We start from the raw sequence: 22,288 nt of genomic DNA on the forward strand, positions 1-22,288 counted from the left end.
TTTCACGCCTCATGCTCCTATTCTGCATACAAATCACACAATGTAATCGTGTAATTTCCTGTATAGAGCACCATCTTGCCTGGCGGCAGCGGCAAGAAAATTACCAGCCCCATCCACGCGCCCCACCAGACCCGGGTGCGGGCCTGCGACCACAGCAGCGCCGCCAGGTTCAGGCGCCGGTCGGCGCCGCTGGCCGTGGCGGTGCTGGCGCGGTGCCCGTCGGCGGCCTCGCGCAGCCGCTGGGCCAGTTGCAGACCCATGGTGTGGCGTTCATGCGAACCCCATCAGGCCTGTGAACGTGTGCGGCTTCACACCGCTGTGGCCGATGCCATTGCGGCGGGCACCGTGCGCCAGGCCTTCACCATGGCGTCCAGCATGTCGGCTTCGCCTTCGGCCAGGTGCCCGTCGGCCAGGGCCACGGCTTCGCAGAGTTCCATGATCTGCACCCGCAGCGCGGGGTCCTGCACCTCGCGCATCAGCGCCTGCCGGGTCGCGTCATCGATCTGCGCCGAACCGGTCCACTCGCCGTGTGCGACGCTCAGCAGGTCCTGGCAAAACTGGTCGATCACCGCCTTGATCTCTTCCGCTGGCAGCCCCAGGCGGCGCGGTGCTTCCAGCCGGTCCAGTGCGCGGATCTCGGTCATCGAATAGTTGCCGTCGGCCACCAGGGCCATGGCCAGCAGGCGGGTGGCGGCTTGGGGGCTGTTGGTGGGGTACGTTCTCATGGGTCACTGCTTTCGTTGAGTGCAAAAAAGAACCAGGTCGGTTGATCGCTGTAGGGGGCGCCTGGCGTGCCCCGAACCGGGACCCAAGATAGGTCCACGCAGACGCATTAAAAAGCAGACAATCCGTGAAAAACACTCTCTCAAATACGAACCATGCACCAGGAACTCAATTACAAGCACCTGTACTACTTCTGGGTCACGGCCAAAGAAGGCGGCATGTCGCACGCGGCCGACCGGCTGGGTCTGGCGGTGCAAACCGTGAGCGCGCAGGTGCGCTTGCTGGAACAGTCGCTCGGGCATGCACTGTTCAAACCCGCGGGCCGGGGTCTGGCGCTGACCGACGCCGGGCAGGCCGCGCTGCAGGTGGCCGAACAGATCTTTCACCTGGGCGAGCACCTGCACACCGCCGTGCGCGAGGCCGGCAGCCACACCGGTGTGCGCCTGGTGGTGGGCATCTCCGACGGCCTGCCCAAGCTCGCTGTGCGCGACCTGCTGACGCCCGCCATGGAAGAGCCCAACCTGCGCCTGCTGTGCCACGAAGACAAGTTTGACGACTTGCTGGCCGACCTGGCCTTGCACCGGCTCGACGTGGTGCTGTCCGACCGGCCCGCACCCGCCAACCCCAACCTGCGGCTCTACAGCCATGCGCTGGGTTCGTCGGCCATGGGCTGGTACGCGCCGCCGCAATGGCTCGCGCAAGCCCGCCACGATTTCCCGCACAACCTGGCCCACATGCCGGTGCTGCTGCCCACCGCGCACGCCTCGGTGCGCCTGCGGCTGGACCAGTGGTTTGAGCGCCAGGGCGTCACGCCCCATGTGGTGGGCGAGTTTGAAGACAGTGCCCTGCTGGCCACCTTCGGCTCGTCGGGCATGGGCGTGTTCCCGGCCTCGGAGCGCATGCGCGAAAAGCTCTCCAACGGCTACGGCCTGCGCTGGTTCGCCCCCTGCGACGGCGTGCAGGAACACTTCTACGCCATCGGCACCGCGCGCAAGGTGCAGCACCCGCTGGTGCAAAAACTGCTGGTGCAAAAACTGAGCGACTGATCGCGTGGCCACCGCCTTGGGTGGCTCCCTGCGGGCCGGTTGGGCTGGCGCCACCCCGGCGCCCGTGCCGCCACACAATGCCGCCATGCACACGCTCACCCCAGCCCACCTGATGCCCTGGACCGTGTCCAGCCCGTTTCGTATGCGGCCCGGCCTGTCGCGCCTGGCCAGCCCCGCTGCGCCCACGGCAGCGCCCCCGCCACCGCTGTTTCTGCGCGACGCGCAAGCCCCTGCCTACGCCGCGCACAAGCAGGCCGTGCTGCACGCGCACCGCGAGCGCGCCTGGCTCGGCCACACCGAGCCCGCCGTGCTGCAGGCCATTGCCACCGCCTACGCCGCCCAGACCGGTGTGGCCCTGGCGCCCACGGCCGAGGCCCTGACGCTGGGCCTGCAAGAAGACCTGGTGGTGCTGCACGGCGAGCCGGACGCGATGCGCACGCGCTGGCTCTCGGTGTGCTTCCCGTCCAACTGGAGCCCGGCTGACAAACTCGGTCTGGACTTTGCCGCCATCCACGCCCCGGTGGCCGACAACGCACTGTTGCAGGCCGGCGGCAAAGGCATTGTGGACATGGCGTTTCGCCAGGCCAGCATGCTGCGCCATGTGTGGCTGCTCACGCCCAGCGGCGACCTGGCGCAACACCCCGAAACCCGCCGCACCCGCTGGGAAGACGCCGTGGCGCAGGCCGACGCCACCGGGCAGTGCCTGCTGGACCAGGTGTTTTTTCGCGTCGAACGCCAGACCACGCTGCCCCTGCCCGCCCTGCAGCGTGGCGTGTTTTTCATCCGTGTCATGGTGTGCCCGCTGCGGGCTGCGCTGCAGGTCGCGCCCGCGCGCGCAGGCGAACTGCACGCCGCGCTCGCCTCCATGAGCGACGCCGTGGTGGCCTACCGCGGCATGGCCGGCGTGCGCCCGCGCTTGCTGGCCGAACTGGCTGCGCTCAGCGGCCCCTGAAGCCCCGCCCGTTGACCGCGCGCAAGGTGGCGCTGCAACGGCCCGCCAATGTGGTGGGCCTGCGGCTGCAGGCTGCGCCCGGCCACATCATGGAATACCACGGGCTACCCTACGAAACCGACTTCAGCATCCAGCGGCAGCCCCCCCGCACGCCCACTGAACACGCCCGCCGCGCCCAAGAGCCACCATATTCAAAGACCGCGAAGACGCAGCCCCCAACTGGCCACCCGGCTGGCCGCCTACCGGGCCCGCACCCGCTGATTTTGGCCATTCCCCGGGGCGCCGTACCCATGGCCAAGGTGCTGGCTGAGCTGCTGAGGGGCTGAACGCGCCACGCCTTGGTGTGGCTGTGTCCCATGACACCATCCGTCCTGCGGCTGCGAAGGTCGCTTGCTGACCGTCCGGTCAACCAAGGTCAATGGCAGGTGGGCAGCGACAACCGCCAGTCATGACGACAGCCAAACTTCAACGTCCGGCGGACGGGCGGTGATCCGCCAGCGCAAGATCTGTTCGAGAAAACACCTCAAAACAGTGGCTTGGCCGTCTTGATCACGTACAGCGTGTTTGCATCCGCCTTGCCGGTATGCAGCAGCTTCTGACGGACACCCCCCTGGCCATCAGGTTCGATCGCGAAGTCATCGTCGTTGATGATGCCGATCGTGTTGGCATCGATGACCCAAAGGCCTTCCATCTTGTCATGTGGATACTTCTGTCCGGCCACCGCGTCATAGACCATTGTTTTGGTAACGGGTTTAATCCCCTGTGCAGCCAGTGCGGCCCATCCCGGCGAGAAGTCAGTTCCCACAGCCTCATCCTTGATCACCTGTTCCAGTGTCTTGCTGTTGAGCAACAGTCCTGTGGATGCGTCGCGCACAAGTTGCCCACCCGACGCGCTGACCAATGCCGTGTTGCTGCCATCCACATTCGTTGCGCCAGCCAGATCGATGCTGTAGATATTTTTCCGGATCGTACCCGTGTCGCGGCCAAAAAATTTGGTGTCTCGTTCGATCACCAAAAACTTCGTGGCAGAAAGTGCAACGATTTCAGAGTTCGCCAAACCTGCCGCGTCTTGTCGATAGAGGTACTGCGCCACAGCGCCGCTGTCTACATTGATCGTGACGATGCGGGTGATGTCTGTCGTGCCAGCTGCAGTGCGGTTTGGGTTGTAGAGGTTTGACTGCATGATGCCGACCAACGTCTTGCCGTCGGGCATAACGGCCAAGCCCTCCATGCCGCGATTCGGCCAGCGACGTGAAAGCTCAGCGGGCAAAACACGGCCCGCTTTGTTTCGCGTATCCGCCACGAACGGATTGATGCGCGCAATTTCACGGCCATCTGCATTGAAATGCACCATGTGTGGTCCGTACTCGTCGCTGACCCAGAACGTGCCATCTGGCATCGCCACCAAACCTTCGGCATCCAACCCACTCTCGTCAAAGCCGGTCTGACCATCGCTGTCGGGGTCAAGTGCAACGACACCACCGCCCAAGAGGTAAGGCGTTTCGCCGGTGGAGCCGAAGCTCTTGTTGGGCAACCCGGAAAGGGCCCGACCGTTGCGGTCTTTCAGCAACGTGGCCTTCACAAGTTCGACCTGCCCTTGCGCATTGAGTTTGAAGAGACCAAGGCGCGGTGTGTAGTCGGGGCTGACAAATATGATTCCCGATGGCGTGACGCCTGCGGCGGTTGCAGCGTTCGGACCGCGGTCGGTGAGTGCATAAAAATGGCCGGGCAGGGTTGGGTGCTTGGCCATGGCCGAGCCGAAACCACCATTGCGCACTTCTGTTCCGTTGGACAGCTTCGCCAACTGGGTATAAGCCAAGGTCGCCCCTTCCGCGCCCGGGTAGGCAAAGTCCACACCGTCTGATCCACCGCAGGCGGAAAGGACAACAGTTGCGGCGATTGCGATGGAAGTCAGGAAAAACGAGCGCATGTGTACTACCAATTTTGTGGATGAAGGTGAACGGTAGCTTGCGAGAGTTTCAATGACGTGACATGAGTTTGCTGCGCCTGCTGCTTCCTGGAACAAGCGAGATGACTCGGTGTATTGGGGGCCACACTTTCCAGCTGCGCTTCGGGGTGGTGGCGCGGCACCACCGTCTCAATCTCTTCCACGCGCAGGCGCGGCACGTCCACCATCATCAACAATTCGCCCGCTGCAATGGCTTGTTCATAGGCCTCGATGCGGCTGCTGGGCAGGTCAACACCCCCATGCTCGACATCCAGGCACCAAAACCGCCACCAAACGCGGTGATGGCCAGCAGGGCGCCAGCGCTGGATCGCCCAATGTGCTTAAATACCATCCACATGGAATCCAATGGGAATCCAAACAGATGGTTTTACACATGGCCAACACACCGACCGAACCCAAAGCCCGGGTGGGCGACACCGAAAAACTCACCATCAACCTCGGCGTTGTCGACCTGGGGCAGGTGGACCTGCTGGTGCAGGAAGGGTTTTATTCCAACCGCTCCGACCTGATTCGCACGGCGGTGCGCAACCAGCTGGCGCTGCATGCCGACGCGGTGCGCCAAACCGTGGCGCGGCGCACGCTGATGCTGGGCCTGCAACACCTGGGCCGAGCCGACCTGGAGCGCGCCGTGGCGGCCGGCGAGCGGCTGCGGGTGCAGGTGGTGGGCCTGGCCCGCATTGCCGAAGACGTGTCGCCCGAACTCGCACTGGCCGCCATTGAATCGGTGTCGGTGCTGGGCGCGTTTCATGCATCCCCCGAGGTGCGCCGCGCGCTGGCTTCGCGCATGGTGTGAACCCGTCACCCCATTCCCCCCGATCCCATGCCCCACGAAAGCCATTTTTGATCCGTCCACGGCCCCCAGGCCCCTCTGCTTTTTCCAACCCGAGCGCCCTTGCCATGAACATCCAGGAAACCATTGAACGCGCGCTGAAGTCGGCCGGGCTCAACACCCAGAGCGGCCCCCTGCGCGGGGTAACCGACACCATTCGCAACGCGCTGGCCTCGGCCGGGCTGGTGGTGGGTGCTGCGGCCACGCCGGCGCAAGCGGCGGCGCCTGGCGACGACACCATCGACGTGGTGGCCCGCGAAGTGCCGACGCCGGGCTCCGACACCGCCGACGCGGCCCCCGCCGGGGGGCAATTCGTGCTGCGCAGCTTCACCGCACCTGCGGGCACCCGGGCCTACAAGCTGTACGTTCCGGCGCAGGCCACCGGTGCCCAGATGCCCAAAACGGCCAAAACGGCCACGGCGGGAGCCTTGCCGCTGGTGGTCATGCTGCACGGCTGTACCCAGTCGGCCGACGACTTTGCTGCCGGCACCCAGATGAACCGGCTGGCCGACGAACACGGCTTTTTGGTGGTGTACCCCGAACAGGCCTCGGGCGCCAACGCCTCGCGCTGCTGGAACTGGTTTCGCGCCGAAGACCAACAGCGCGGCGCTGGCGAGCCCGCGCTGCTGGCCGCTCTGGTGCAGTCCGTGGTGGCCGAGCACCCAGTGGACCCGGGCCGTGTGTACGTGGCCGGGCTCTCGGCCGGCGCGGCCATGGCCGTGATCCTGGGCGAAACCTACCCCGAGCTGTTTGCCGCCGTGGGTGCCCATTCGGGCCTGCCGTATGCCGCCGCGCACGACATTCCCTCGGCCATGGCCGCCATGAAAGGCCGCGGTGTGATGGGCATGGGCCACCTGCCCGGCACACCCGACGACCCACGCCGTCCGGCCCGACAAGCGGTGCCGGTGATCGTGTTCCACGGCGACCGCGACCACACCGTGCAGCACAGCAACGGTGAACACATCGTGCAGCAAGCCGCCAGCGCCCACGCGGCCCGCCCGGCAGGCCTGCGCGCCAGCACCGAGCAGGGTCAGACGCCCAGCGGCCGCAGCTACACCCGCACCCGGCACACCAACGCCCAAGGCCGGTGTCTGGTGGAGCTGTGGACGCTGCACGGCGCGGGCCACGCCTGGTCGGGCGGCGACGCCCGTGGCTCGTTCACCGACGGCAACGGCCCCGACGCTTCGGCCGAGATGCTGCGGTTTTTTCTGGCGCAGCCGAAGAACAACTGAAACGAATACACGTTCTGAGACGCTGAGACGCCCGGACGCAGTGCCTGGGCGTGGCACGATCGGTGCTTTCCCACCCCTGCCCTCCGCCTTCCATCCAACCCCATGCAACTCCCCGCACACCAGCTCAGCATGTCGGTGCTGATGACGCCCGACACCGCCAATTTCTCGGGCAACGTTCACGGCGGCACCATTCTGAAACTGCTTGACCAGGTGGCCTACGCCTGCGCCAGCCGCTACGCCGGCACCTACGTGGTCACGCTCAGCGTGGACCAGGTCATGTTCCGCCAGCCCATCCACGTGGGCGAACTCGTCACCTTCCTGGCCTCGGTCAACCACACCGGCAGCTCGTCCATGGAAATCGGCATCAAGGTGATTGCCGAAAACATCCGCACGCAGGAAAACCGCCACGTCAACAGCTGCTTCTTCACCATGGTGGCGGTGGACGACGCGGGCAAGCCCACCGCCGTGTCGCCGCTGCGCCCCTTCAGCCCCGACGAGCGCCGCCGCCACGCCGCCGCCGAGGTGCGCAAGGCCATGCGCCGCGAAATGGAGCAGCGTTTTCTGGCGATCCGCTGAAGCACTGTCGGGCCGGGCCACGCCACGCGACAGGCCTTTCGCCCGGTGGCGGTTACAGTGGCACGCGGCCATCTGGGCCGCTGAATGTTTGGGCCCATTGCAGGGCCCGCACCGCTGAATGACCGCTACCCCACCCCCACCCCCCACCCACGCCCTGCTGGTGACCAACCTGCTGGCCCAACTCGCGTTTGGCCTGCTCGCCATGACCATCTGCCTGCCCTCCATGCAGGAATGGGCCGCCGTGTTCGACGCCAGCCAGGCCCGCGTGCAGCTCACCTTCAGCGGTTATGTGGTGGCCTACGGCGGCCTGCAACTGCTCTACGGCCCGCTGTCCGACCGCCTGGGGCGCAAACACATCTTGCTGTTCGGGCTCTTCGTGGGCGGTGTGGGCGCGGTCATGGCCGCGCTGGCGAACGACCTGAACACGCTCATCGTGGCGCGCGTGCTGCAAGGCGCGGGCAGCGCGGCGGGCATGGTGGTGGGGCGCGCCATGGTGCAAGACCTGTTTCAAGGCCCGGCGCGCACCCGCGTCATGGCCTACATCGGCATGACCATGGGCCTGTGCCCGCCGCTGGCCACCATCATCGGCGGGCAGTTGCACGTGCGCCTGGGCTGGCAGTCCAACTTTGTGCTCATGGCCGTGCTGGCGGCGGTGCTGTTTGTGGCCGCCTGGCGCGGCCTGCCCGACCACCAGAAAGCCACCACCGTGCAGCCGCACTGGCTGCGCGCCATGGGGGCTTCTTATGCGCGCCTGGCCCGCGAGCCCGCGTTCATTCTGTATGTGGCGCTGTTGTCCATGATCACGGCCACCTTCTACACCTTCCTCAGCGGCGCCCCCATCGTGCTGGGCAGCTACGGCGTGGGCCCCGAGGGCCTTGGCTACTACATCATGAGCATTCCGCTGGCCTACATCGTGGGCAACTACCTCACCTCGCACCTGGTGCACCGCACCGGTGACCGCCCCATGATGCTGCTGGGCCAGGCGCTCACCCTCAGCGGCGTGGCCCTCATGCTCGGTCTGGCGCTGGCCGGCTGGCATTCACCGCTGGCCTTTGCCTTGCCGCTCATTTTGCTGGGCATCGGGCACGGTTTTCTGGTGCCACCGGCGCTGGCGGGCACCGTCAGCCTGGTGCCCGCGCTGGCCGGTTCGGCCGCCGCCGTGGCCGGCCTCATGCAGCAAATGATGGGCGCCGTGGGCGGCTTCACCGTGGGCCTGTTCAGCCACGAAGGCGCGGTGAACCTGGGGCTGCTGATGCTGGGCTTTGCCTTGTGCGCGGCGGTGGCGCAGGGGCTGCTGCACCGGCTTGTTGCGCGGTCAGCGCGCCAGGGGCGTTGACCGGGCAAGCGAGATCGGGTGTCGGGTCTGGGTTTCGGTCGCACGGTGCTTGCCCGGCAGCCTCTTTTGCTCAAGCAGGTCTTGCTCAGGACGCGGGCTGAACAGGGCGACTTCTCTTGCGAGGAGCCAACAGAGGGGACTCCCCCAGTCGAATCGATGCGAACTTTTGCGCGGGTGCGGGCTTGGACAGGCCCTCGGTCGAGGCACTCTCGACCCAGTCGGGCATGGCAAAGGTCCTGCGGGTTTGAAGCCGCTTCATTCCCTCGTTCCACTCCCAGAGCATGCGCAGCCCCACCGGCTCAAAGCCCTTGGTGTATCTGATGTGGTGTTTGAGTTCTGGAACGACGGAGTCGACCGCCGAGCAGACACGGTCCACAAGCTGGCGCTGCGCACTGGGGTCGAAGCCGAGGTGCTGCTGCAGGTAGCGCCAAAGAGCCTTGGGCATGTCCCAGCTCTTGCGGCCGTCCACGTACATGCCGGGTGGGTTGTTCGCATACCGGTCATAGGCAAGAATGGTCAGCATGTCGTAGATGGGAGCCACTTCGACATCATTCTGGTGGGTGTACACGAAGCCCAGGTTCTTGGTGTGACAGTCCGCATTGCCCAGCGCGAAGGTGAACAGCAATGTGACGGCCAGTCGCTCGTTGGATGAGCGCAGGCGCTCGGGCTCAACGTAGTCACGAACCAGACGCGCCGCTCGCTCCCAAGTCGACTCGTATTTTTGCTCAGGCACCAGGCCCAGAAGGCTGCAGAAGTCTTCAAAGCCTTTGCGCTGCCCGGCGGTATCGATGTCAAAGCGCTCGACAACCAGCACTTGACCGTCTTCGGAGACCACGGTGTTGGCCGCAGGCACCTTTGTGCGACGCGCTACCTCCATGCAAAGATGCTCGTTCAGGGCCACAAAGGGCTGGTGCTCCGAGCTGCCTTTGACGATGTGCCGTTCTGTGGCAACGGTTCCCTTGCGAAACAGGGCCTGGGTTTCAGGCGTCAGGAACTTGGGAACCACGCCGGAAACGCCAGACGCCGCATACTGGCGTTTCCAGACGCGCTACGCGATGCCCCTGAACGAAAACATGCAGGCTCATCGTGCACTCGGACCGGTATTGGTGCCGCTCTTGACCTCACTGAGCACCTCGTCAAGGGTGGGTCGGCGAACCAGCGGGGTGAACTGCACCTCGTGACCGAGCACCCGGAGCAATCGCAACAGTTTGGCCGCCGAGAAATCGTTGCCTGCCCCGGACTCGAATCGGGACAGGGCCTCCTGGCGCATGCCCACAGCCGAAGCCACCTCTACCTGTGTTTTGCCTGCTGCTTTGCGCAAGGCACGGAACTGCCGCCCTACGGCCGGTAGGTTGTCCAGGGGTTCCTTGCGAAAATATGCGTCTGTGGTCATAAAAAAACATTTACGGTTTAAATAATAACAACAAACGCATATTTTGGGATGCGCCTTTGCTGTCGCAATAAGCGGCAATCGGCTGCTGTATGAATTTATGCGTTTTTTCGCATATAAAAGCTGCTGCATGGGCATTTTATGCATCTTGGCGCATATCAATGACGGTGCGCGGTACAACTCGCGGCCTTTGCCTTGTGCGCGGCGGTGGCGCAGGGGCTGCTGCACCGGCTTATTGCGCGGTCAGCGCGCCAGGGGCGTTGACCGCGCTGGTGCAGGGTCTGGGTTTCGGCTGGATTCGTTCAAACCAAGCCTACGACCCCATGACTTGGTATTCATCGGACGTCATCGGCTCGAAAGCCGCAGGCACACCACCGCGCAACTCCACCAAGACACGCCGGGCAAATGGCGCACCCAACCGGTTGATGCGTTGGACTTTTGATCTGTAGCCTTCCGTTCCCGGGTTATGCACGCAACGACTGCCGGTGTAAATGCCACCTGCATCAATGAATTTGTAGTCCTGAAAAGGCCAAATCTCTGACTTGTGTTCCCGGTACCACTTGGAATAAGCTGCTTGCAGCTTTTTCTTGTCGGTGTACTCGGAGGCCAATTGCCAGCCAAGGTCAATCAGCCTTTTTTTGCATCCAGGTACGGGGATTTCCAAACTGGGCTCAGTGCTGACTTGCTCTTGGCGAAGCAAAGGACATATTCATGTTCGAGGCAGATGTTTGTCGGGTTGTTGTCGGTGACGTTTCGCCATGCAATTTCACCAACCCAATTGCCCGCGCCGAAAACTTCTTCAAGCAAGAGCTTGAAGGTCGCCATCTCGTTGCGGTCCATACTTGTAAACAGAACCCCCTCTGGCCGAAGTAGTCGGTGCAACAGCTTCAAGCGCGGGTACATCATGCACAGCCACTTGTCGTGGCGCGACAGGTCTTCCCCTTCCTTGCCCACCCCCTGGCCCAGCCATCGCTTCATCTTCGGGTCGTTCACCGCATCGGTGTCAACCCAACCCTCGTTGCCGGTGTTGTAGGGCGGGTCAATGTAGATGCATTTCACCTGGCCCTCGAACTCGGGCAACAGGCGGTTTCAGGTGCCAAACCCGTCGGTGGCCTGGCGGTGCCCATCGTCAAACTGCAAGGTTTTTTCAGGCCAGCGCAGGGCGGCCAGCTTGAAGTCGCGCCCCGGTGGGGTGCCGGCTTTTCGTTCGGCCCAGCGGCCACCGGCTGAATAGTCCACACAGAACACGTTGCCGCGCTGCCCATGCCAGCGCATGGCGTGGGTGCCGGCGAACAGGTCCGCGTCGCCCTTGCCCACCCGGGCGCGGTCCACCGGGTTCACCCGGCGCCAGTAGTGGCCCACCACCACCGGGGTGGCGTCGGTGTAGGCGTTCCACCACGCCACGCGCTCGGCAAAGCGCCACTTGCCGCCCGAATAAAACGGCACGCTCCCTTTGCGCTCAACGCCGGAGGTGAGCACCTTGAGCGGGTTGAGCATCTGTTTGTTGGCCTCGTGCTCCGCGTGGGCGTGCAGAAAAGGCGGCTGGCGCTGCGGGTCTTCCAGGCCAAACGCCCAGTCGCTCAGCTCGGCCAGCATGCGTTGCGCCAGGTCGGTTTCGCGGGCCTGGCGGCGGGCTTCGGCTTCCCAGCGCTCATAGGTGGTGTGAACGGTGCCCAGCGGCAGCTGCCTGGCCGCTTGAATGGGCGCGTGCTGCCAGGCCGCGTGCACCACCCGCAGGTCTTCGCGTTCGAGCGCGATGGGCAGGCCCGAGAGCCAGGCCGTGATGCGGGCGCGCTCGGCGTCGGTGGGCCGCTGAAACGGCGCGTATTTGGGGTGGTCACGCTGGGCGCGTTCGTCAAAGAACCAGCCCGAACCGTCTTTGGCATCGCCCCGCAGCAGGTTGATCTCGTGGTTGCCCAGCACGGCCACGGCGCGCCCTGACTGGATCAGCCGCTGAGCCAGGGCCAGCACGGCGGGGCTGTTCGGCCCCCGGTCGCAGAAATCGCCCACAAACACCAGGGTGCGGGCTTGTGGGTGGGTGCCATCGGCGGCGTAACCCAGATGCCCCAGCAACTGGCACAGCGCGTCGTATTCGCCGTGGATGTCGCCCACAATGTCCAGCGGGCCACCGGGCAGGGGTTGGATCAGGCTCATGAAAGTTCTCCTGAGGTGTGTGTGAGGGAACAGACTTCCCTGCTGTTGAAAAATGCAATCGTCAAGACTTTGCCTGTGAGTGGAACAGGTCCATACAGCGGGTAGCACCACCCAAGTCTTCCGTGGTTGATCCGTTCGTTTGACCGCGACTTGTGACCGTGCCATAAGGGGGGTCTTACCAGGAGAACCCATGACACACAATCTGAACCCGCACGACAAACAAGAGCCGCACACCCGCAAGGTGGAGAACGACACCAACAAGCTCGGTGAACAAGACCCGACCCAGCTCAACCAGGGCCAGCGCACGCCCGCCAGCCGCAGCGACCGCGAGTCGCATGTGGGCGGCAACAACCAGTCGCAATCGCGTCGCGCACCGCCCGGGCGCAACACGCGCTGAAAGCCGCTGTGAACGGCAGGCACGGGTCCAAGACCCTGCGCCTGCCGTTCACGCCTGCGTGGCTTCGCGCAGCCGCTCCCGGAAAGCCTCGGGCACGGGCGCCACTTTGCGGTCGGCTTTGCTGACGAACACCACGCCCACCTTGCCGCGCGCCACCTCGCGGCCCTGGCCGCTTTCGGACATGCGAAACACCAGGTCGAAGCCGTAGCGGTTGAAGTCGGCGGGCACCATGTCCACACGCAGGGTTTCGCCGTGAAACGCTTCGGACTTGTATTGCGCCACCAGGTCACCCACCACGATGGGGAAACCGGCCACGTTGCCCTCGGTGTAGCCGAGCCAGCGGAAAAACCGCACCCGCGCTTCCGACACCAGCGTGAGCAGTTGCGCGTTGTCCAGGTGGCCGCCCTGGTTCACGTGGCTGATGTAGACCTGCATCTCGGTGGCAAAGACAAAGTGCTCGGGGAGTTCAAACGTGATGCGGCTCATGGCGTGAAAAAGTGGGGGTGCAAGTGGGTATGCAAATGGGGAGCGGTCTGTTGGCGCAGGGGCATTGTCGCTGGCCCCTAGAATGTCCCCCCTTTCCCGCACCCTGAGCCACCCATCCATGCAGATTGTTGTCAACGAAGAACTCAAAGCTTATATCGACCCCCTGACCCCGGAGGAATACGAGGCGCTGGAGCGCAGCCTGCTGGCCGAGGGTTGCCGCGACGCGCTGGTGTTGTGGGGCGACACGCTGGTGGACGGCCACAACCGCTACCGCATTTGCCAGCAACACGGGCTGCCGTTTCAGACGGTGCAGAACACGCGCTTTCGCTCCATGGAGGACGTGCATTTGTGGATGATTGGCCAGCACCTGGGGCGGCGCAGCGTGTCGGACTTTCAGCGCGGGGTGCTGGCCTTGCGCCAACGCGAGATCATGGCCGAGCGGCGCGGGCGCGCCCAAACGGTGGCCAGCGCCGAGCGCCCCGACAGCACCGCCGGCACCGACACGGCGCCCACCGAAGCCGCGCCCAGCGTGTACGAACCCGACGCGCTCAAGAGCCGCGAGGCCATCGCCCGCGCCGCGCGCCTCAGCAGCAGCCAGGTGGTGGCGATTGAAAAGATCCAGAAGCAGGCCGCGCCCGAGCTGGTGGCGGCGGTGAAGTCGGGCACCATTTCGCTCAACACCGCCGCCGCTGAGGCCACCTTGCCCACGGAAGAACAGGTGGCCGCCGCCCACGCGGGCAAAGACGAGCTGAAGCTGGCCGCCAAGCGCGTGCGCGAGGCCAAGCGCAAACCGCGCGAAGAAGCCACGCCCGAAACCGCCGCCCCGGTGGATGCCGAAGCCACCGACGCGGTGCAGGCGCTGCAGCGCCAGGTGGCCGAGCTGCAGGCCGAAAACGCCGCGCTGCGCCAGCAGGTGCAGGCGCTGGAAGCGCAGCTGGTTTGATGGCGCGCTCAGCGCGCAGCGCTTGGGGAAACCCGGTTTACCGGGTCACCGCGATCTGGCCCGAGCGGATGCCGGCCCAGTAGCTGTTCAGCTCGCGCTTGACCACGGGCATCAGCAAATACAGGCCCACGATGTTGGCCAGCGCCATGGCGAAGATCATCGAGTCTGAAAAGTCGATCACCGGGCCCAGGCCCATGCTGGAGCCAATGACCACGAAGGCCAGGAACATGAACTTGAAGACCAGTTCGGACGCCATGCTGTCGCCCAGCAGGTAGGTCCAGGCTTTCAGGCCGTAGTAGCTCCAGGTGATCATGGTGGAAAAGGCAAACAGCACCACCGCCAGCGCCAGCACATAGGGGAACCAGCTCACGGCGCTGCCAAAGGCGGCCGAGGTCAGGCCCACGCCGCTGGCGCCGTTGGCCAGGGGCGTGAGGCCGCCGGCGCTCACATGGCCGGTGATGATGATCACCAGCGCCGTCATGGTGCAGATCACCACGGTGTCAATGAACGGCTCCAGCAGCGCGGCAAAGCCTTGCGACACCGGCTGGTCGGTTTGCACGGCCGAGTGCGCAATGGCTGCCGAGCCCACACCGGCTTCGTTGGAAAACGCCGCGCGTTTGAACCCTTGAATGAGCGCACCCACCACACCGCCGGCCACGCCTTCGGCCGAGAACGCGCCCACAAAAATCTGGCCAAACGCCCAGGGCAGTTTGTCGATGTAGATGAACAGCACCACCATGCCCGCCACCATGTACAGGCCGGCCATGAAGGGCACCACTTTTTCGGTCACGCGGGCGATCGACTTGATGCCACCGATGATGACCAGCCCCACCAGCACGGCCATGACCAGGCCGAACAGCCAGCCCTTGCCGGCCAGAAAGCTGTCGGCACCGCCGGTGACGCCCACCACCTGCTGGAAGCTCTGGTTGGCCTGGAACATGTTGCCCCCGCCAATGGCGCCGCCCACGCAGCAAATGGCAAAGAACACCGCCAGAAATTGGCCCAGCCGGGGCATGCCCAGCTCCGCCAGCCCTTTGGACAGGTAGCGCATGGGCCCGCCCGAGACGGTGCCGGCCGGGTGGTGCACGTTGCGGTATTTCACGCCCAGCGTCACCTCGGTGAATTTGGACGCCATGCCCAGCAAGCCGGCCAGGACCATCCAGAACGTGGCGCCCGCGCCGCCCATGCTCACGGCCACCGCCACACCGGCGATGTTGCCCAGCCCCACGGTGCCTGAAACGGCGGTGGTGAGCGCTTGAAACGGGGTCACTTCACCCGCCATGGACGGGTGCGAATAGCGCCCGCGCACCACCTGGATGGCATGGCCGAAACCCCGGAATTGAATGAAACCGAAGTAGAGCGTGAACACCAGAGCGGCGGCAATCAACCAGCCCACGATGAGCGGAAAGCTGGTGCCGCCCACGGGCACCGAATAAAAAATGGCGCCTGCCACCGCATCGGAATAGGGCTGCACCGCCGCGCTGATGCGCTCGTCCAGTGTGGGGGTGGCCACTGCCTGGGCCTGGGCTGTGCCGTGGGCCAGCACGCTGGCCGCCGCCAGCAGTGTGTTGCTCACCGCTCGTCCAGCGCCCAGGCTCAAAGGGGTTTGGGTCATGTTTGTCTCCTGTTGGTTTGTGGGAAAAGTCGGGCGCCCGCGGGGTCGCCCTGGCACGGTACACGTGTGGTGCGCCGCGATGCAAAAAGGCCGGAGACTGCGTGACGCAGTCTCCGGCCTTCATGGATTTTTTTTCAGGCCTGGCTGGGCGGCGGCGTGGGGCTCAGCCGTGCCGCCCGGGCAGCGGGTGCCTGGGTGCGGGGCGGCATGCCGTAAAAGTCAAAAGCCATGGCGGGTTGCTCGCCGCTGATGAGTTCGGCCAGCGCCTTGCCCGAGCCCGCGCCGTGCGTCCAGCCCAGCGTGCCGTGGCCGGCGTTCACCCACAGTTTGCCCATTTTCGTGCGGCCCATGAGCGGTATGTTGGTGGGGGTGGCCGGGCGCAGGCCGGTCCAGAACTGCGGGTCGCCGCCTTGTTCGGGCGTGCGGGTATCGGCCACGCCAGGGAACACCTCTTCAATGCGCTTGACCAGCATCTCGCAACGTTTTTTGGCCAGCGGTGTGTCCAGCGACAGGTCAAAACCGCCCAGCTCGATGGTGCCGGCCACGCGCAACTGGTTGCCCAGGCGCGACATGGCGATCTTCAACTGGTCATCGATCATGCTGACGTGGGGTGCCTTCTCGGGCTGCAGCAGCGGCAGGGTGGCGCTGTAGCCTTTGCCGGGGTAAATGGGCACCTGCACACCCACGCTTTTGAGCAGCGGTGTGGTGTACGAACCGCAGGCCACCACATAGGCGTCGGCCTTCAGGGCGCGCACGGCGCCGGTGGTGCGGTCGCGCACACGCACCTGCTGCACGCTGCCACCGGTGGCGTCCAGGGACTCCACATCGTGGTTGTAGAGCATCTGCGCGCCGCGTTGGGCGCACAGCGCGGCGAGCTGCTGGGTGAACACGCGCGCATCGCCCGACTCGTCGCTGGGGGTGTAGGTGCCGCCGACGATGCGGTCGGCAAAAGCGTTCAGCGCGGGTTCAATCTTCAGCAGCTCGTCGCGGCTGATCACTTTGCGCTTCACACCAAATTTCTGCATCACGGCGGCGGCCCCTGCAGCGCCGTCAAACGACTTCTGGTCGGTGTAGTAGTGGGCAATGCCGCGTTCCAGCCGGTGGTATTCGATGCCGGTCTCGGCCACCACGTCTTTCAGCGCCGCGTGGCTGTAAGAACCCAGCGCCACCAGTTGAGCCACGTTGCGTTCAAACGCCGCGTCGTTGCACTGGCCCAGAAACTGCAAGCCCCAGCGCCATTGGGCGGGGTCGATCTGTGGGCGAAACAGCAGCGGCGAGGTGGCCGAAAACATCCACTTCAGCGCCTTCAGCGGCGCTTCGCGGTTGGCCCACGGCTCGCAGTAGCTCACCGAAATTTGCGCCGCGTTGCCAAAGCTGGTTTCCAGTGCCGCGTCGGGTTGTCGGTCCACCAGCGTGACGCTGTGACCGCGCTGCAGCAAATGCCACGCCGTGCTGACCCCGATGATGCCCGCGCCCAATACCGTGACTTGCATGACCCGCTCCGAAAAAAGTGAAAGAAACAGGTTCGCAGTATGGGAAAAACCCGGCTTCAAGTGAAGTGGAATTAACTTAAAATTTCTTGCATCAGATTGGCTTATGCATATACCACCCCCTGTGCGCAGCCACAGCGCCCTTGCAGCCCGACCCCGGCGGCAGGGCACAACCCCTTCAACCCAGTGCCACCCACCCCATGAGCACCTTTGACCCCGACGCCCTCGAATGCCTCGCCGCCATCATTGAAGAAGGCGGTTTTGAGCGCGCTGCGCAGCGCCTGTCCATCACCCAGTCGGCGGTGTCGCAGCGCCTGCGCGCCCTGGAAGCGCAGGTGGGCACGGTGCTCATCGTGCGCAGCCGCCCGCTCAAGCCCACCTCGGCCGGGCAGCTCATGCTCAAGCACGCCAAGATGATGCGGCTGCTGCGCGCCGACCTGGAAAAAGACCTCAAGGAACTCGCGCCCAGCTCCACCGGCAGTGGCCGCGAAGAAGAGCGCATTTCGGTGGCCATCAACGCCGACAGCATCGCCACCTGGGCCCTGCCCGCGCTGAACACGCTGGCGCAGGGCGGCCTGCCCATTGAGATCATCACCGACGACCAGGAATTCACCCACGAGTGGCTGCGCGAAGGCCAGGTGCTGGGCTGCGTCACCTCGCTGGGGCAGGCGCTGCGCGGCTGCAAGATGGAGCCGCTGGGCACCATGGACTATGTGGCGGTGGCGCAGGCCGACTACGCCGCCACCCACTGCCCCAAAGGCCTGAGCGCGCACAACTTTCACAAGCTGCCGTTCGTGGCCTTCAACCGCAAGGACAACCTGCAGCACGGCTTTGTGTCGCAGGCGTTTGGCCTGCCGCGCATCATGCTCAAGCAGCTGTTTGTGCCCTCCAGCGAAGGCCAGGTGCGCGCGGTGCAGGCGGGCTGGGGCGTGAGCGTGTTGCCCGAGCTGCGGGTGCGCGATCTGCTGGCCAGCGGTGAGCTGGTGAACCTGACGCCCCGCCACCGCCTGGGTGTGGCCCTGCACTGGCACTGCTGGAACCTCAGTTCGGACGTGCTCGACGCACTCAGCAACGCCTTGCGCTGTGCCGCTGCCCAGAGTTTGCGCGCGGCCCGCTGAGAGGCGGCGATCGCACACGGTTTGTCACCCCCCAGCCCTGCGCCGTAGGCGGGCCCGGCAGCGCTGGGGAGGTTCAGACGGCGACGGGTTTCCAGGATCAAAAATACCCATCGGTATGCACGCATACCTTTCGGTGTGGTTTTCCACGTCACCGTCGAAATCGGGCAAAATCTCCCGACCACAACAAGGTTTCCCATGGTCAGTGCTGCCCTCAAATCTCCTCCACAAGCCACCCCGAAGCGCAGTTTTCGCGAGCAGATGCACATCGCCCGCGAAGACGCCATCATCTCGGCGGTGAACCGCCTGCTGGCCGAAAAAGGCTTTGAGGCCATGACGGTGGACGAGGTGGCGGCCGAGGTGGGCATTGCCAAGGCCAGCCTGTACAAGCACTTTCCCAGCAAGGAAGACCTGGCTGCGGCAGCCATGGTGCGGGTGATGCAGCGCGCGTGTGCGTTTCTGGACAGCCTGGAGCACCCAGCCAGCGAACTGCAGCCCATCGACCAACTGCGTGCAGTGGCCCGCTGGACCATGGAGGTTCAACTGGCGGGTGAAATGCCCTCGTTGCCGAGTGAGAACTCCAGCCTGCGGGCCGCGCTGACCACCAACAAGGCCTATGTTGATGGGCTCATGGACGTGAGCGAGCGCATGGGCGCCTGGATCACAGCGGCGCAAGCCAATGGCAGCCTGAACCCGGCGTTACCGCCCATTGCGGTGCTCTACACCTTGTACGCCCGCGCCTGCGACCCGGTGTTGGGGTTTCTGAAAGGCACCGGCCTTTACAGCACCGAGCAAATCATCGACATGGTGCTGAGCACCTGCTTTGACGGGTTGAGAATCCGTTGATCTCGCGCGCCGGCAAAGCGGCGCGGGTGGCACGCTCACCGCACCAGCAGCACGGGCACCTTGCAGTGCGCAATAACCTGGGTGGCCACCGAACCCATGACCAGGTTGCCCAGGGCACTGTGCCCGTGAGAGCCCATCATCACCAGATCGAACTTGCCGGCCTCGGCCGTTTTAGCGATCAGTTCACCCGGTGCACCCACCTTGCTGAGCACCTGGGCTTCGATGCTGTGGCGTTTCAGGAATTTGACCACCGGGGCGGTGACTTTTTCCACTTCGTCTGTGTAATAGCCATTGGCAATGTCGCTGCCCACCGCAGCGCGTGCACGCGGTGGCAGCGGTATTTGGGCGGTGAACAAGGTGAATTCGTTCTTGGCGCTGAACACTTCGTCGTGCGTGGCCAAATAAGCCAGCATTTTCTTGGTGTACTTGCTGCCATCGACCGCGAGCAAAATCTTCATTTGAAGTCTCCGTAAAAGGTTGATCAAACTTGAGTGTAAGACCTGAGACAGCGGTCTATTTGACCTTGCGCAACCGTGTCCCTGGAACGTGTTTGCGGTTTGGTCAGGGTGGTGCCCCAATGGCTATCGGGAGGGGTTGGCCGCTGACAAAGCTGACCGTCCGTTGCACCATGCCCGTGCCGCGCTGAGAGGCTGCGGGTCTTTCGCTCAACCCCGTTCGCAACGCCCTTGCGCCGTGGCCAGGCCGCGAAAGTCGCTGGTCCAGGTCTGGCTGGCGGTGTCGATCTGGATACGCTCGTTGTCCAGCGCGGTCAGGATCACCGTCTCGCGAACGGCGAAGGTGTAGACCGGTACACCGTCGATGTGCACCGAGCGCACGCGGCGCTGGTCGTAGCCCACGGTCACGGTGCGCGTCCAGGCGGTGCGCGCGGGCAGGTACACCGCTTCGCACACCAGGGTGGTGGTGCTCAGGGCCGGTTGTGCGGCGGCGGTCCCGCTGCTGACCAGCAGCACGGCCACCAGGGCGGCGGTGGGGCGTTTCACTGCGCTTGCGCCATGCGCTCGCTTTTCCAGTACACGTCGTCACCGCCGTTCATGCGGTTGAGCACGCGGGCCAGCACAAACATCAGGTCGCTCAGGCGGTTGAGGTACTGCCGTGGGGTTTCCTGGATGGCTTCTTCATTGCCCAGCGCCACCACAGCGCGCTCGGCGCGGCGGGCCACGGTGCGGCACACATGGGCCAGGGCGGCGGCGCGGGTGCCGGCGGGCAAGATGAATTCCTGCAGGCGCGGCAGTTGCTCGTTGTAGGTGGCCAGCGCGTCGTCCAGGGCCAGCACGGCCTCGGGCTTGAGCAGCTCAAAACCTGGAATGGACAGCTCGCCGCCCAGATTGAAGAGCTGGTGCTGAATCTCCACCAGCAGCGTGCGCACGTCGGGCGCCATGTCTTCGCACAACAGCACGCCGATGTGGGAATTGAGCTCGTCCACCTCGCCCATGGCATGCACGCGCAGGCTGTTTTTGGAGACGCGGGTGTTGTCTCCCAGCCCGGTGGTGCCAGCGTCGCCGGTGCGGGTGGCAATTTGTGTCAGTCGGTTGCCCATGAATGGTCCTTGGTAGCGGGTGTGCAGACAAAACCGCATTGTGCGGGAATGGTGGGCCTGCGCTGGGCTCAGGGGCTTCGCGCGCGCACATCCACAGCACGCCCGCCAGCGACAGAGACGGCACGCTGCGGCTGGGTACTGCGGCGTAAACTGGCGCCTTGTTGAGACCCGCCACGCAGGAGACACCCCATGAACGCCCCCACCGAACTGACCCACCTGGTTCCCCATATCCAGCCGCGCGAGGTACCCGCCGAGCTGATGAGCGCGTTGCAAGCCCGCTTCGGCGCGCAGTGTTCCACCGCGCTGGCGGTGCGCGAGCAGCACGGGCGCGACGAGTCGGTGTACGACGTGCCGCCGCCCGCCGCCGTGGTGTTTGCCCAGAGCACACAAGATGTGGCCGACGCGGTGAAACTCGCCGCGTTGTACAAGGTGCCGGTGATTCCGTTCGGCGTGGGTTCTTCGCTGGAAGGGCATTTGCTCGCGGTGCAAGGCGGCATCAGCATCGACGTGGGCCGCATGAACGCGGTGCTGTCCATCAACGCCGAAGACCTGACGGTGACGGTGCAGCCCGGCGTGACGCGCAAGGCGGTGAACGAAGCGGTGAAAAGCGAAGGGCTGTTCTTCCCGATCGACCCGGGCGCCGACGCCTCCATCGGCGGCATGGCCGCCACGCGCGCCAGCGGCACCAACGCCGTGCGCTACGGCACCATGCGCGAAAACGTGTTGGCGCTGGAGGTGGTCACCGCCAGCGGCGAAGTGATTCGCACCGGCACCCGCGCCAAAAAAAGCAGCGCGGGCTACGACCTGACGCGCCTGATGGTGGGCAGCGAAGGCACGCTGGGCATCATGACCGAGGTCACGCTCAAGCTCTACCCCCTGCCCGAGGCCATCTCAGCCGCCACCTGCTCGTTTCCCAGCATCGAAGCCGCCGTGCGCACCACCATCCAGGTGATCCAGATGGGCATTCCGATTGCGCGCTGCGAGCTGATCGACGCCGGCACGGTGCGCATGGTGAACGCGCACAGCAAGCTCGGCCTGCGCGAAGAACACATGCTGCTGATGGAATTCCACGGCTCACCGGCCAGCGTGAAAGAGCAGGCCGAAACGGTGCAGGAGATTGCCAGCGAGTTCGGCGCGAACAGTGAAAACGGGGCCTTCGAATGGGCCACCACGCCCGAAGAGCGCACCCGCCTGTGGACCGCCCGGCACAACGCCTACTTTGCCGCCATCCAGAGCAAGCCGGGCTGCCGCGCCGTGTCCACCGACACCTGCGTGCCCATCAGCCGCCTGGCCGACTGCCTGCTCGACTCCGTGGCCGAGGCCGACGCCAGCGGCATCCCGTACTTTTTGGTCGGCCACGTGGGCGACGGCAACTTCCACTTTGGCTACCTGATCGACCCGACCAAACCCGAAGAACGCGAGCAGGCCGAGGTGCTGAACCACCAGCTGGTGGCGCGCGCGCTGCGCCTGGAAGGCACCTGCACCGGCGAACACGGTGTGGGCCTGCACAAAATGGACTTTTTGCTCACCGAAGCCGGCAGCGGCGCGGTGGACATGATGCGCACCATCAAACGCGCGCTGGACCCGCACAACATTCTGAACCCGGGCAAGATCTTCGCGCTGTAAGGGTG

The 22,288-nt window shown here is 64.9% G+C and carries 26 protein-coding genes; 12 read left to right on the plus strand and 14 right to left on the minus strand.

Features of this window, described 5'->3' with window-relative positions; genetic code table 11:
* Positions 1-17: 17 nt before the first annotated feature.
* Entirely contained in the window at positions 18-260 is a 243-nt protein-coding gene (locus Q7J58_RS04985; RefSeq protein WP_304824282.1) for a hypothetical protein, read from the minus strand.
* 48 nt (positions 261-308) lie between these two features.
* Positions 309-725 carry a TerB family tellurite resistance protein gene (locus Q7J58_RS04990; RefSeq protein WP_304824285.1) on the minus strand — a complete coding sequence of 139 codons (417 nt, stop codon included), beginning with the start codon at positions 723-725 and terminating at the stop codon, positions 309-311.
* A 153-nt stretch (positions 726-878) separates the two neighbouring features.
* On the opposite strand from Q7J58_RS04990, the gene Q7J58_RS04995 reads away from it, so the two are divergent.
* The 3 genes from Q7J58_RS04995 to Q7J58_RS05005 all read left to right on the plus strand — a co-directional run bounded on the left by Q7J58_RS04995 (position 879) and on the right by Q7J58_RS05005 (position 3,047).
* Positions 879-1,769 (plus strand): LysR family transcriptional regulator, encoded by an 891-nt coding sequence (locus tag Q7J58_RS04995; RefSeq protein WP_304824288.1) that lies wholly within the window; start codon positions 879-881, stop codon positions 1,767-1,769.
* A gap of 85 nt (positions 1,770-1,854) precedes the next feature.
* Positions 1,855-2,721 carry a heme-dependent oxidative N-demethylase subunit alpha family protein gene (locus tag Q7J58_RS05000; RefSeq protein WP_304824291.1) on the plus strand — a complete coding sequence of 289 codons (867 nt, stop codon included), beginning with the start codon at positions 1,855-1,857 and terminating at the stop codon, positions 2,719-2,721.
* Between the two features lie 11 nt (positions 2,722-2,732).
* A complete protein-coding gene (locus Q7J58_RS05005; protein WP_304824293.1) occupies positions 2,733-3,047 on the plus strand; it encodes a hypothetical protein in 315 nt (104 codons plus the stop codon).
* Between the two features lie 197 nt (positions 3,048-3,244).
* Here Q7J58_RS05005 and Q7J58_RS05010 read toward each other — a convergent pair whose 3' ends face one another.
* The gene (locus Q7J58_RS05010) at positions 3,245-4,651 is read right to left on the minus strand and encodes an esterase-like activity of phytase family protein (protein ID WP_304824296.1); all 1,407 of its coding nucleotides are present in this window, start codon (positions 4,649-4,651) and stop codon (positions 3,245-3,247) included.
* A gap of 412 nt (positions 4,652-5,063) precedes the next feature.
* On the opposite strand from Q7J58_RS05010, the gene Q7J58_RS05015 reads away from it, so the two are divergent.
* The 4 genes from Q7J58_RS05015 to Q7J58_RS05030 all read left to right on the plus strand — a co-directional run bounded on the left by Q7J58_RS05015 (position 5,064) and on the right by Q7J58_RS05030 (position 8,663).
* Positions 5,064-5,483, plus strand: coding sequence for a CopG family transcriptional regulator (locus Q7J58_RS05015; RefSeq protein ID WP_304824298.1), 420 nt, complete (start codon positions 5,064-5,066; stop codon positions 5,481-5,483).
* Between the two features lie 104 nt (positions 5,484-5,587).
* On the plus strand, positions 5,588-6,751 hold the full coding sequence (locus Q7J58_RS05020; protein ID WP_304824301.1) for a PHB depolymerase family esterase: 1,164 nt from the start codon (positions 5,588-5,590) through the stop codon (positions 6,749-6,751).
* 102 nt (positions 6,752-6,853) lie between these two features.
* Complete coding sequence (locus Q7J58_RS05025; RefSeq protein WP_304824304.1) at positions 6,854-7,327, plus strand: acyl-CoA thioesterase; 474 nt, start codon at positions 6,854-6,856, stop codon at positions 7,325-7,327.
* Positions 7,328-7,445: 118 nt separating this feature from the next.
* The gene (locus tag Q7J58_RS05030) at positions 7,446-8,663 is read left to right on the plus strand and encodes a multidrug effflux MFS transporter (RefSeq protein ID WP_304824306.1); all 1,218 of its coding nucleotides are present in this window, start codon (positions 7,446-7,448) and stop codon (positions 8,661-8,663) included.
* An 85-nt stretch (positions 8,664-8,748) separates the two neighbouring features.
* Here Q7J58_RS05030 and Q7J58_RS05035 read toward each other — a convergent pair whose 3' ends face one another.
* From Q7J58_RS05035 to Q7J58_RS05055, 5 genes are all read right to left on the minus strand, one after another.
* Positions 8,749-9,669, minus strand: coding sequence for a HipA domain-containing protein (locus tag Q7J58_RS05035; protein WP_304824308.1), 921 nt, complete (start codon positions 9,667-9,669; stop codon positions 8,749-8,751).
* A gap of 75 nt (positions 9,670-9,744) precedes the next feature.
* Positions 9,745-10,056, minus strand: coding sequence for a helix-turn-helix transcriptional regulator (locus Q7J58_RS05040; RefSeq protein ID WP_304824310.1), 312 nt, complete (start codon positions 10,054-10,056; stop codon positions 9,745-9,747).
* Positions 10,057-10,366: 310 nt separating this feature from the next.
* The gene (locus tag Q7J58_RS05045; RefSeq protein WP_304824313.1) at positions 10,367-10,717 is read right to left on the minus strand and encodes a hypothetical protein; all 351 of its coding nucleotides are present in this window, start codon (positions 10,715-10,717) and stop codon (positions 10,367-10,369) included.
* Entirely contained in the window at positions 10,681-11,133 is a 453-nt protein-coding gene (locus Q7J58_RS05050; protein WP_304824316.1) for a DNA methyltransferase, read from the minus strand. Before Q7J58_RS05050 ends, Q7J58_RS05045 begins: the two co-directional genes overlap by 37 nt.
* Before the next feature lie 9 nt (positions 11,134-11,142).
* Positions 11,143-12,207 (minus strand): metallophosphoesterase, encoded by a 1,065-nt coding sequence (locus tag Q7J58_RS05055; protein ID WP_304824319.1) that lies wholly within the window; start codon positions 12,205-12,207, stop codon positions 11,143-11,145.
* A gap of 190 nt (positions 12,208-12,397) precedes the next feature.
* Here Q7J58_RS05055 and Q7J58_RS05060 point away from each other — a divergent pair, with 190 nt between their 5' ends.
* Complete coding sequence (locus Q7J58_RS05060; protein WP_304824322.1) at positions 12,398-12,604, plus strand: hypothetical protein; 207 nt, start codon at positions 12,398-12,400, stop codon at positions 12,602-12,604.
* A gap of 48 nt (positions 12,605-12,652) precedes the next feature.
* Here the strand turns inward: Q7J58_RS05060 and Q7J58_RS05065 are convergent, their stop codons facing one another.
* The gene (locus Q7J58_RS05065; RefSeq protein ID WP_304824325.1) at positions 12,653-13,090 is read right to left on the minus strand and encodes a thioesterase family protein; all 438 of its coding nucleotides are present in this window, start codon (positions 13,088-13,090) and stop codon (positions 12,653-12,655) included.
* Positions 13,091-13,208: 118 nt separating this feature from the next.
* On the opposite strand from Q7J58_RS05065, the gene Q7J58_RS05070 reads away from it, so the two are divergent.
* A complete protein-coding gene (locus tag Q7J58_RS05070; protein ID WP_304824326.1) occupies positions 13,209-14,033 on the plus strand; it encodes a plasmid replication/partition related protein in 825 nt (274 codons plus the stop codon).
* 37 nt (positions 14,034-14,070) lie between these two features.
* On the opposite strand, the gene Q7J58_RS05075 is transcribed toward Q7J58_RS05070, so the two are convergent.
* Together Q7J58_RS05075 and Q7J58_RS05080 are read right to left on the minus strand one after the other, a co-directional pair.
* Positions 14,071-15,648: an alanine/glycine:cation symporter family protein gene (locus Q7J58_RS05075; RefSeq protein WP_304824329.1), complete on the minus strand. Its 1,578-nt coding sequence runs from the start codon at positions 15,646-15,648 to the stop codon at positions 14,071-14,073.
* Between the two features lie 134 nt (positions 15,649-15,782).
* Complete coding sequence (locus Q7J58_RS05080) at positions 15,783-17,141, minus strand: D-amino acid dehydrogenase (RefSeq protein ID WP_304824332.1); 1,359 nt, start codon at positions 17,139-17,141, stop codon at positions 15,783-15,785.
* A 197-nt stretch (positions 17,142-17,338) separates the two neighbouring features.
* Between Q7J58_RS05080 and Q7J58_RS05085 the strand changes: the two genes are divergently transcribed.
* Positions 17,339-18,256 (plus strand): LysR family transcriptional regulator ArgP, encoded by a 918-nt coding sequence (locus Q7J58_RS05085; RefSeq protein ID WP_304824335.1) that lies wholly within the window; start codon positions 17,339-17,341, stop codon positions 18,254-18,256.
* A 195-nt stretch (positions 18,257-18,451) separates the two neighbouring features.
* Positions 18,452-19,099: a TetR/AcrR family transcriptional regulator gene (locus Q7J58_RS05090; protein ID WP_304824338.1), complete on the plus strand. Its 648-nt coding sequence runs from the start codon at positions 18,452-18,454 to the stop codon at positions 19,097-19,099.
* 35 nt (positions 19,100-19,134) lie between these two features.
* Here the strand turns inward: Q7J58_RS05090 and Q7J58_RS05095 are convergent, their stop codons facing one another.
* From Q7J58_RS05095 to Q7J58_RS05105, 3 genes are all read right to left on the minus strand, one after another.
* Positions 19,135-19,557, minus strand: a complete 423-nt coding sequence (locus Q7J58_RS05095) for a universal stress protein (protein ID WP_304824341.1) — start codon at positions 19,555-19,557, stop codon at positions 19,135-19,137.
* 207 nt (positions 19,558-19,764) lie between these two features.
* On the minus strand, positions 19,765-20,100 hold the full coding sequence (locus Q7J58_RS05100) for a hypothetical protein (RefSeq protein WP_304824343.1): 336 nt from the start codon (positions 20,098-20,100) through the stop codon (positions 19,765-19,767).
* On the minus strand, positions 20,097-20,657 hold the full coding sequence (locus tag Q7J58_RS05105) for a cob(I)yrinic acid a,c-diamide adenosyltransferase (protein WP_304824346.1): 561 nt from the start codon (positions 20,655-20,657) through the stop codon (positions 20,097-20,099). The genes Q7J58_RS05100 and Q7J58_RS05105 overlap by 4 nt, the downstream gene beginning before the upstream one ends.
* A 189-nt stretch (positions 20,658-20,846) precedes the next feature.
* On the opposite strand from Q7J58_RS05105, the gene Q7J58_RS05110 reads away from it, so the two are divergent.
* A complete protein-coding gene (locus Q7J58_RS05110) occupies positions 20,847-22,283 on the plus strand; it encodes an FAD-linked oxidase C-terminal domain-containing protein (protein WP_304824349.1) in 1,437 nt (478 codons plus the stop codon).
* Positions 22,284-22,288 lie beyond the last annotated feature (5 nt).

The organism is Hydrogenophaga sp. (genome assembly GCF_030656115.1).
In the GTDB taxonomy this organism is placed as follows: Bacteria; Pseudomonadota; Gammaproteobacteria; order Burkholderiales; family Burkholderiaceae_C; genus Hydrogenophaga.

Excerpts from the sequence above, each read along its gene's own strand:
- Q7J58_RS04985 (WP_304824282.1), bottom strand. The coding sequence starts at position 260 with ATGGGTCTGCAACTGGCCCAGCGGCTGCGCGAGGCCGCCGACGGGCAC.
- Q7J58_RS04990 (WP_304824285.1), bottom strand. The coding sequence starts at position 725 with ATGAGAACGTACCCCACCAACAGCCCCCAAGCCGCCACCCGCCTGCTG.
- Q7J58_RS04995 (WP_304824288.1), top strand. The coding sequence starts at position 879 with ATGCACCAGGAACTCAATTACAAGCACCTGTACTACTTCTGGGTCACG.
- Q7J58_RS05000 (WP_304824291.1), top strand. The coding sequence starts at position 1,855 with ATGCACACGCTCACCCCAGCCCACCTGATGCCCTGGACCGTGTCCAGC.
- Q7J58_RS05010 (WP_304824296.1), bottom strand. The coding sequence starts at position 4,651 with ATGCGCTCGTTTTTCCTGACTTCCATCGCAATCGCCGCAACTGTTGTC.
- Q7J58_RS05015 (WP_304824298.1), top strand. The coding sequence starts at position 5,064 with ATGGCCAACACACCGACCGAACCCAAAGCCCGGGTGGGCGACACCGAA.
- Q7J58_RS05020 (WP_304824301.1), top strand. The coding sequence starts at position 5,588 with ATGAACATCCAGGAAACCATTGAACGCGCGCTGAAGTCGGCCGGGCTC.
- Q7J58_RS05025 (WP_304824304.1), top strand. The coding sequence starts at position 6,854 with ATGCAACTCCCCGCACACCAGCTCAGCATGTCGGTGCTGATGACGCCC.
- Q7J58_RS05030 (WP_304824306.1), top strand. The coding sequence starts at position 7,446 with ATGACCGCTACCCCACCCCCACCCCCCACCCACGCCCTGCTGGTGACC.
- Q7J58_RS05040 (WP_304824310.1), bottom strand. The coding sequence starts at position 10,056 with ATGACCACAGACGCATATTTTCGCAAGGAACCCCTGGACAACCTACCG.
- Q7J58_RS05055 (WP_304824319.1), bottom strand. The coding sequence starts at position 12,207 with ATGAGCCTGATCCAACCCCTGCCCGGTGGCCCGCTGGACATTGTGGGC.
- Q7J58_RS05060 (WP_304824322.1), top strand. The coding sequence starts at position 12,398 with ATGACACACAATCTGAACCCGCACGACAAACAAGAGCCGCACACCCGC.
- Q7J58_RS05065 (WP_304824325.1), bottom strand. The coding sequence starts at position 13,090 with ATGAGCCGCATCACGTTTGAACTCCCCGAGCACTTTGTCTTTGCCACC.
- Q7J58_RS05070 (WP_304824326.1), top strand. The coding sequence starts at position 13,209 with ATGCAGATTGTTGTCAACGAAGAACTCAAAGCTTATATCGACCCCCTG.
- Q7J58_RS05075 (WP_304824329.1), bottom strand. The coding sequence starts at position 15,648 with ATGACCCAAACCCCTTTGAGCCTGGGCGCTGGACGAGCGGTGAGCAAC.
- Q7J58_RS05080 (WP_304824332.1), bottom strand. The coding sequence starts at position 17,141 with ATGCAAGTCACGGTATTGGGCGCGGGCATCATCGGGGTCAGCACGGCG.
- Q7J58_RS05085 (WP_304824335.1), top strand. The coding sequence starts at position 17,339 with ATGAGCACCTTTGACCCCGACGCCCTCGAATGCCTCGCCGCCATCATT.
- Q7J58_RS05090 (WP_304824338.1), top strand. The coding sequence starts at position 18,452 with ATGGTCAGTGCTGCCCTCAAATCTCCTCCACAAGCCACCCCGAAGCGC.
- Q7J58_RS05095 (WP_304824341.1), bottom strand. The coding sequence starts at position 19,557 with ATGAAGATTTTGCTCGCGGTCGATGGCAGCAAGTACACCAAGAAAATG.
- Q7J58_RS05105 (WP_304824346.1), bottom strand. The coding sequence starts at position 20,657 with ATGGGCAACCGACTGACACAAATTGCCACCCGCACCGGCGACGCTGGC.
- Q7J58_RS05110 (WP_304824349.1), top strand. The coding sequence starts at position 20,847 with ATGAACGCCCCCACCGAACTGACCCACCTGGTTCCCCATATCCAGCCG.